The sequence below is a fragment of the Mesorhizobium sp. genome, assembly GCF_024509055.1.
Taxonomy (GTDB): Bacteria; Pseudomonadota; Alphaproteobacteria; order Rhizobiales; family Rhizobiaceae; genus Mesorhizobium.
In genome coordinates this window covers 1-7,294 of record NZ_JANINM010000018.1, presented here as the reverse complement: position 1 = coordinate 7,294, position 7,294 = coordinate 1, and the positions used below count along the sequence as shown (strand labels likewise).

Sequence of the window (7,294 nt, the reverse complement as noted above, 5' to 3'; positions counted from 1 at the left end):
TCGTGCCCTACGAGGTCGCGCCGCTCGACGTGCGCGGCCGCACCGTGCAGCTCGGGCCGATGCTCGACGCGATTCTGAGCCGCCACAACTATCCCGAGCCGGTCGCCCGCCTGCTGGCGGAAGCCTGCGTGCTCACAGTGCTGCTCGGCACTTCGCTGAAGTTCGAAGGCAAGTTCATCCTGCAGACCCGCACCGACGGCCCGGTGGACATGCTGGTGGCCGATTTCACCACGCCGCAGGCGCTGCGCGCCTATGCGCGCTTCGATGCCGACCGGCTGGAGGCGCTGATCGCCGCCGGCGAGACGGCGCAGCAGACGCTGCTCGGCAACGGCGTGCTGGCTCTGACCATCGACCAGGGCGCGCACACACAGCGCTACCAGGGCATCGTCCAGCTCGACGGCACCTCGCTGGAGGACGCCGCGCGCACCTATTTCCGCCAGTCGGAACAGATTCCGACCGAGATCAAGATGTCGGTCGCCAAGCTGGTCACGCCCGGCCCCGCCGGAGCGCGCGAGCAGTGGCGCGCCGGCGGCATCCTGGCGCAGTTCCTGCCGCAGGCGCCGGAGCGCATGCGCATCCCCGATATTTCGGGCGGCGACGGCGACAACCGCGATGTGACGGACCAGCCGGCCGACAATTCCTGGCAGGAATTGCTGGCGCTGCTCGGCACGATCGAGCCGACCGAGCTGATCGATCCGACCGTGGGCGCCGAGCGGCTGCTTTACCGACTGTTCCACGAACACGGCGTACGCGTCTTCCGTGGCGTGCCGGTCGACGACCAGTGCTCCTGCTCGCGCGAGAAGATCCACGGCATCCTGGAAGGCTTTTCGGCGCAGGAGATCAAGGACTCGACCGAGGATGGCGGCATCCATGTCGCCTGCGAGTTCTGTTCCACGCAATACGACTTCGACCCGGCCGAGTTCGCGGCGGCGAAGTGAGGCTCTTCCTTCTCCCCGTTTCACGGGGAGAAGGTGCCCGAAGGACGGATAGGGGGCGGCGCCATCGTTGGTGAAGATGGTCCCCGACGCTGTCGTCTAAAGGAAATCTCGAAAGCTCGGCGCTGCCCCTCATTGCCCTGCCGGGCATTTCTCCCCGTAAACGGGGAGAAAGAGGCTAATTCACCGTGCGCCTTGTGCCTGGCATGTCGAGCGAAAAAGCGGGAATCGCGATATCGAACGTCTCGCCGCGGCCGTTGCGCATCGTGTAGTGGCCGACCATGATGCCTGACGGCGTCGAGAGCGGGCAGCCCGAAGTGTATTGATAGCTGTCGCCGGGATTGAGTTCCGGCTGATCGCCGACGACGCCCGCGCCCCGCACCTCTTCCACCCGGCCCTGCCCGTCGGTGATGTGCCAATAACGGGATAAAAGCTGCACGAAATCGTCGGAGCGGTTGTCGATCGTCACCTGATAGCCCCAGACATAGCGGTTTTCGGACGGATCGGATCGGTCTTCCAGATAGAAAGGCCTGACCAGCACTTCGATGTTGCGCGTCACTGCGCGATACATGGGCCACTCCGGTTGCCATCGCGGAACACTCGTCACGCCCCGCTCTTAGTAGGCGAAGCGCAGACCATGCTGCCAGCCTTTAAGCGCAAGTGCCGAAAAACAATGTCATTTAAGTGACACATGACAATGTTGGTGTGCACAAACCGTGCCGGGCGACTCGGGGCGCTCTGTCGACTGATTAAACGGCCGCGTGCGGCCTGAAGCAATTCCAGGAAAAGTGTGAACGGCTTTCCGTCCGGAATTGTGAGAAAACAAAGAGATAGAGTGGTTCGCCGCTTCCGTGAAACGGTGAAGCTCTCGATCGGGAGTGACCAGATCTCGATGGAAATGACTATCGCAGCCGGCCTGGCTTCGTCAGCCCTTCTCCTGTCCAATCTCACCAGTATCCTGCTCGCCTCGTCGCGGCTGAAACGGCGGCGTGTCATCGCGCCGCCTGCCGGCGGGCAGCCGCCTGTCTCGATCATCGTGCCGTCGCGCGGCGTCGAACCGTTCACGCAAGAAACCTTGCAGCGCGCCTTCTCGCTCGACTGGCCGGGCTATGAGCTGATCTTCTGTGTCGCGCATGCCGAAGACCCGGTGGTCAAGCTCATCGATGCGGCGATCGAGCGCTACCCGGAGGTTCCGGCGCGGCTCCTGATCGGCGACGACCGCGTCAGCGCCAATCCCAAGCTCAACAACTGCGTCAAGGGCTGGCAGGCGGCACGGCACGATTGGGTGATCCTTGCCGATTCCAACGTGCTGATGCCGAGGGACTATGTCCAGAACCTGATGGCGGCATGGGGCCCGGATACCGGCCTCGTCTGCTCGACGCCGATCGGCTCGCGACCGGCCGGCTTCTGGGCCGAGGTCGAATGCGCCTTCCTCAATTCGCTGCAGGCGCGCTGGCAGTATGCCGGCGAGGCGCTTGGCCTCGGCTTTGCCCAGGGCAAGAGCATGCTGTGGAACAAGCCTATGCTGGACGCCAATGGCGGCATCCAGGCTTTGGCCGCCGAGATCGCCGAGGACGCGGCCGCCACCAAGCTGGTCAACGGCTTGGGGCTGCGCGTCAATCTCGTCGCCTCGCCTTTCGAGCAGCCGCTCGGCCAGCGCACTTTGAGCGAGATCTGGTCGCGCCAGGCGCGCTGGGCGCGGTTGCGCCGCGTCACGTTCCCGCTGTTCTTCGCGCCCGAAATCCTGACGGGCGCGGCGATGCCGCTGCTCCTCGCGCTGATTGCCGCGGCAAGCGCCGGCGTCAGCCTGCCCACGACGGCGTTGTGCGTGTTGGCGATCGCCTACCTGCCGGAATGCCTGCTGGCCTCGGCCAAGGGCTGGTACCTGTCGCCGCGCAGCGTCACCGCGATGATCGTGCGCGACGCGATGCTGCCCGCCATCTGGGCGCGCGCCTGGTTCGGTGGTGCCGTCGAATGGCGCGGCAACGCCATGACCATCCGCACCAAGGCGATGACTGAACTGGAAGAGCTCGCCTGAGCCGATTGCGGCTTAGGCGCGCTTAACCTGGCGCCTGGTCGGCTGCTATCTCGCCGCCTTCAGCGCCTGCTCGATGTCCTCCAGCAGATCGTCGGTGTCTTCCAGACCAACCGAGAGCCTGAGAGTGCCTGGTCCGATGCCGAGCTCTGCCCGCGCGTCGTCGCTCAGGTTCTTGTGCGTCGTCGTCGCCGGATGGGTGATCAGGCTCTTGGCATCGCCGAGATTGTTCGAGATCAGCACGATATCGAGCGCGTTCTGGAAGGCGAAGGCCGCCTGCTTGCCGCCCTTGACATCGAGGCAGATCAGCGTCGAGCCGCCCGACATCTGCTTCCTGACGATGTCGGCCTGCGGGTGATCGGCCCGGCCCGGATAGATGACGCGGGCGATCTCCTGCCGTTCGGCCAGGTAGTCGGCGATCCGGCCGGCGCTTTCGGTCTGCTGGCGCACGCGCAGCGGCAACGTCTCAAGGCCCTTCAGCAGCGTCCAGGCGTTGAACGGCGAAAGGCTCGGGCCGGTGTGGCGGAAATAGTCGTGCAGGTTCTCGTCGATCCATTTTTTGTCCGACAGGATGACGCCGCCGAGGCAGCGCCCCTGTCCGTCGATATGCTTGGTCGCCGAATAGACGACGATATGGGCGCCGAGCTGCAGCGGCTTCTGCTGCAGTGGGGTGGCGAAGACGTTGTCGACGACCAGGCGGCCGCCGATCGAATTGGCGAGCGCGGCAACGGCGGCAATGTCGACCACCTCCAATGTCGGGTTGGTCGGGCTTTCCAGGAAGAAAAGCTTGGTGTTCGGCCGCACCGCCTTTTCCCAGTTCGCGATGTCGGTTCCGTCCACCAGCGTCGCTTGTATGCCGTAGCGCGGGGCCAGCGTCTCTACCACCCAGCGGCAGGAGCCGAACAGCGCGCGAGCAGCGACGATATGGTCGCCCGCCTTGACGCTACAAAGCAACGCGGCGCTGACCGCGGCCATGCCGGAAGCCGTGGCGCGCGCGTCCTCGGCGCCTTCCAGCGCGCACATGCGCTTTTCGAACATGTCGACGGTCGGGTTGGCGTAGCGCGAATAGATGAAGCCGGGCTCCTCGCCCTTGAAGCGGGCTTCCGCCGCTTGGGCGGTCTCGTAGACATAGCCCTGGGTGAGATACATCGCTTCGGCGGTCTCGCCGAAACCGGAACGCAGGGTTCCGCCATGCACGAGTGCCGTCTGAGGCTTCCAGTTACGCTCTTTGCTCATAGCTCTGCTTCCAAACACAAAAAAACCGGCCGCGAAGTCGCAACCGGTCCATATAGCCTTGCGGCTCGACGGTCCTTTAGCGACTTGTTTAACGTGGCTGCAAGCCGACCGGCCAAATCACCACGGGATAACGACCCTTTAGACCCGCGCCACGCTTGCGTCAATTGCCGGCTTCATTAAGAGGTTTATACCAGCCGGGCGGCAAGAGCCTGCTTAGGTCCTTTGCCCGGCCTTTCGATCGGAGCCAGACCTTGCGGCAGACAGGCATTCTTCCGGATCAGGACATCGCGGCGCTGTTTGAGGCCAACGCGCTGAAGTCGCCGCGTGCGCTCGATGCCAACCAGATCCAGCCGGCCAGCCTCGATCTGAGGCTGGGCGACAAGGCCTATCGCGTGCGCGCCTCCTTCCTGCCCGGCCCTGATCATCTGGTGGCCGACAAGCTCGACCGGCTGAAGCTCCACGACATCAACCTCGCCGAAGGTGCCGTGCTGGAGACGGGCTGCGTCTATATCGTGCCGTTGCTCGAAAGCCTGGCGCTGCCGGCCAATGTCTCTGCCTCGGCCAATCCGAAGAGCTCGACAGGGCGGCTGGACATATTCACGCGCGTCATGACCGACCGCGGCCACGAGTTCGACAAGATCGCCGCCGGCTATCATGGACCGCTCTACCTCGAAGTGAGTCCGCGCACCTTCCCGATCGTCGTTCGGGCAGGCTCGCGCCTGTCGCAGATCCGCTTCCGCACCGGCAATGCGCTGCTATCGGAAAACGAGCTGCGCGACCTCCACCGCGCCGAAATGCTGGTAGCCACCGAGCCGCCCAACATCTCCGGCGGTGGCATCGCGCTGTCGATCGATCTCGACGGCGACAAGGACGGGCTGGTCGGCTATCGCGGCAAGCACCACACCGGCCTTGTCGACGTCGACAAGCGCGCCGCGCAGGACGTGGTCGACTTCTGGGAGCCGCTCTACAAGAGCGGGGCCGGCGAACTGGTGCTCGACCCGGATGAATTCTACATCCTGGTCAGCCGGGAAGCGGTGCATGTGCCGCCTCTATACGCCGCCGAGATGACGCCCTTCGACCCGTTGGTTGGCGAGTTCCGCGTGCACTATGCTGGCTTCTTCGATCCGGGCTTCGGTCATTCCGCCGCCGGAGGCACGGGTAGCCGGGCGGTGCTCGAAGTTCGCAGCCATGAAGTGCCGTTCATCCTCGACCACGGCCAGATCGTCGGGCGTCTGGTCTACGAGCATATGTTGAAGCGTCCGCAGGCGCTCTACGGCACCGACCTCGGCTCGAACTATCAGGCGCAGGGCCTGAAGCTTTCAAAGCATTTTAGGGCAGCGCGCTGATCGCCACTGGTCCTGTCAGTGGCGAAAGAGATATTCTTCCGCAGCGCCGAGGCAGGCATGGAAATGGCCGATAAACAGCAGCTCTCGCACGGTCAGGCGCTTCCTGCCCCAAAACCCCTTGGTCTGCTTCGTTTCGTCAAGCGGAGAGCTTGAGCCCGCTCCCAATGGGAACAATTGCCTGTCGAGACATCCGAGGACATGGGCTCTCGCGGAGTCGATGCCGCAAGCCTGGCCGCTATCGTTCAGCTCGTCGGCGCGCAACGCCGATGTCGTGCGATCCGCATTGCGCATAAGAAAGTTCACCTGCGTCCTTGAGTATCCGGTGGCCAGGAGGCGGCTCGACATTGCCGATCGGGCTTCACGGTAGGTTTTTGGGCTGCATTTCCCGGCGGCGTAAACGGTCGAGGCGGAGCAGGCAATCGCCAGCACTAAGCCGGTGAACCCGAGGCTGAGCCGGATGCGCTTCATTCCTCCCTCCAAATCTCGGTCCTGTCCTACAGCGCCTTCACCGACACCTTGACCGGCTTCTCGATCTCCAGCGGATTGCGCAGCGGCAGGCCGAAATCCTTCGCCTCGATCTCGAACGTGTCGCCGGCCTCGGTCCTGATGCCATCGGCGAAGGAGAGCGTCGCGGTGCCGAACATGTGCACATGCACGTCGCCCGGCTGGCGGAAGGCCGAATATTTGAAATGGTGGTGTTCCAGATTGGCGATGGTGTGCGACATGTTCGCCTCGCCCGACAGGAACGGCTTTTCCCACAGAACCTTGCCGTCGCGCAGGATGCGCGATGAGCCCCTGATGTCGGCTGGCAGATCGCCGATCAGGATTTCGGGGCCAAACGAGGCGTTGCGTAGCTTGGAGTGAGCTAGGAACAGATAGTTCACGCGCTCCGTCACGTGATCGGAGAACTCGTTGGACAGAGTGAAGCCGACCCGGAAAGGGGCGCCGTCGTCACCGATGATGTAGATCCCGGCGATCTCCGGCTCCTCGCCGGCATCCTGCGCGAAGGCGGGCGACATGAGTGGCGCGCCGGGCGCTACCGCCATGGTGCCGTTGCCTTTGTAGAACCATTCGGGCTGCACGCCGACCTGACCCTTCGCCGGCTTGCCGCCTTCGAGCCCCATGCGGAACATCTTCATGGAATCGGTGAGTTGTTCCTCGCCGTCGCTGAGCTTCTTGTGCATGGAATCGCGCGTTGCCGCCGATCCCAGATGCGTGAGGCCGGTGCCGGTGAGGTGCAGATGCGCGGGATCCGGATGGTTGATCGGCGACACCATCCGGCCCTTCTTGTAGGCGGCGTCGAGATCGACCGTCTCGCCATAGCCCTTGCGTTCGATCAGCGCCTCCAGGCCGATACCTGTCCGCGCGGCCTCCATCGCCAGCGAATAGACGCTGCGCGCGCCGTTGATCACTCTGGTCTTGCCGCCGGTGCGGGCAACGACACGGATCGTTTCGGCGTCGTCGAGTATCTGGGAGATCAGCATGATGGGTCCTCTCTCGTTTGGCCCGGTTGCCAATGGGCAAACCCCGGCCTGCGCGGCCCGGAGAACATCCGCGCCACGGTTGAAACTTTTCGTCCGGATTGCGCTCGCGAGCCTGGTCCTTGCCGGGACTTCTTGGCGCCGACGGGTTGCCGGCAGCTCAGCGATCTAAAACCCGTATGCCTCCTAAGTGCTTGCTTCCGGCTTTCAGGCCTTGTTCTTGTTGTAGACGTCGAAGATGACGGCGCCGAGCAGCACCAG

Annotated in this window: 7 protein-coding genes and 1 riboswitch; of the genes, 3 read left to right on the top strand and 4 right to left on the bottom strand. The window is 64.0% G+C overall.

The window, feature by feature from the left end; all coding sequences use genetic code 11:
- The first annotated feature begins 2 nt into the window (after positions 1 to 2).
- Positions 3 to 938 carry an Hsp33 family molecular chaperone gene (locus tag Q0L57_RS01150; protein WP_296736601.1) on the top strand — a complete coding sequence of 312 codons (936 nt, stop codon included), beginning with the start codon at positions 3 to 5 and terminating at the stop codon, positions 936 to 938.
- Between the two features lie 175 nt (positions 939 to 1,113).
- Here the strand turns inward: Q0L57_RS01150 and apaG are convergent, their stop codons facing one another.
- On the bottom strand, positions 1,114 to 1,506 hold the full coding sequence (gene apaG, locus Q0L57_RS01145; protein WP_042641259.1) for a Co2+/Mg2+ efflux protein ApaG: 393 nt from the start codon (positions 1,504 to 1,506) through the stop codon (positions 1,114 to 1,116).
- 321 nt (positions 1,507 to 1,827) lie between these two features.
- Between apaG and Q0L57_RS01140 the strand changes: the two genes are divergently transcribed.
- Positions 1,828 to 2,973, top strand: coding sequence for a ceramide glucosyltransferase (locus Q0L57_RS01140; RefSeq protein WP_296736603.1), 1,146 nt, complete (start codon positions 1,828 to 1,830; stop codon positions 2,971 to 2,973).
- Positions 2,974 to 3,018: 45 nt separating this feature from the next.
- Here the strand turns inward: Q0L57_RS01140 and Q0L57_RS01135 are convergent, their stop codons facing one another.
- Positions 3,019 to 4,206 carry an O-succinylhomoserine sulfhydrylase gene (locus Q0L57_RS01135; RefSeq protein WP_296736569.1) on the bottom strand — a complete coding sequence of 396 codons (1,188 nt, stop codon included), beginning with the start codon at positions 4,204 to 4,206 and terminating at the stop codon, positions 3,019 to 3,021.
- A 56-nt stretch (positions 4,207 to 4,262) separates the two neighbouring features.
- A riboswitch (SAM riboswitch) is annotated at positions 4,263 to 4,340 on the bottom strand.
- A gap of 117 nt (positions 4,341 to 4,457) precedes the next feature.
- Here Q0L57_RS01135 and Q0L57_RS01130 point away from each other — a divergent pair.
- The gene (locus Q0L57_RS01130) at positions 4,458 to 5,552 is read left to right on the top strand and encodes a 2'-deoxycytidine 5'-triphosphate deaminase (protein WP_296736567.1); all 1,095 of its coding nucleotides are present in this window, start codon (positions 4,458 to 4,460) and stop codon (positions 5,550 to 5,552) included.
- 15 nt (positions 5,553 to 5,567) lie between these two features.
- Here the strand turns inward: Q0L57_RS01130 and Q0L57_RS01125 are convergent, their stop codons facing one another.
- Both Q0L57_RS01125 and araD1 read right to left on the bottom strand, forming a co-directional pair.
- Entirely contained in the window at positions 5,568 to 6,020 is a 453-nt protein-coding gene (locus tag Q0L57_RS01125; RefSeq protein ID WP_296736565.1) for a hypothetical protein, read from the bottom strand.
- 26 nt (positions 6,021 to 6,046) lie between these two features.
- Complete coding sequence (araD1, locus tag Q0L57_RS01120) at positions 6,047 to 7,036, bottom strand: AraD1 family protein (protein WP_296736562.1); 990 nt, start codon at positions 7,034 to 7,036, stop codon at positions 6,047 to 6,049.
- Positions 7,037 to 7,294: the final 258 nt, after the last annotated feature.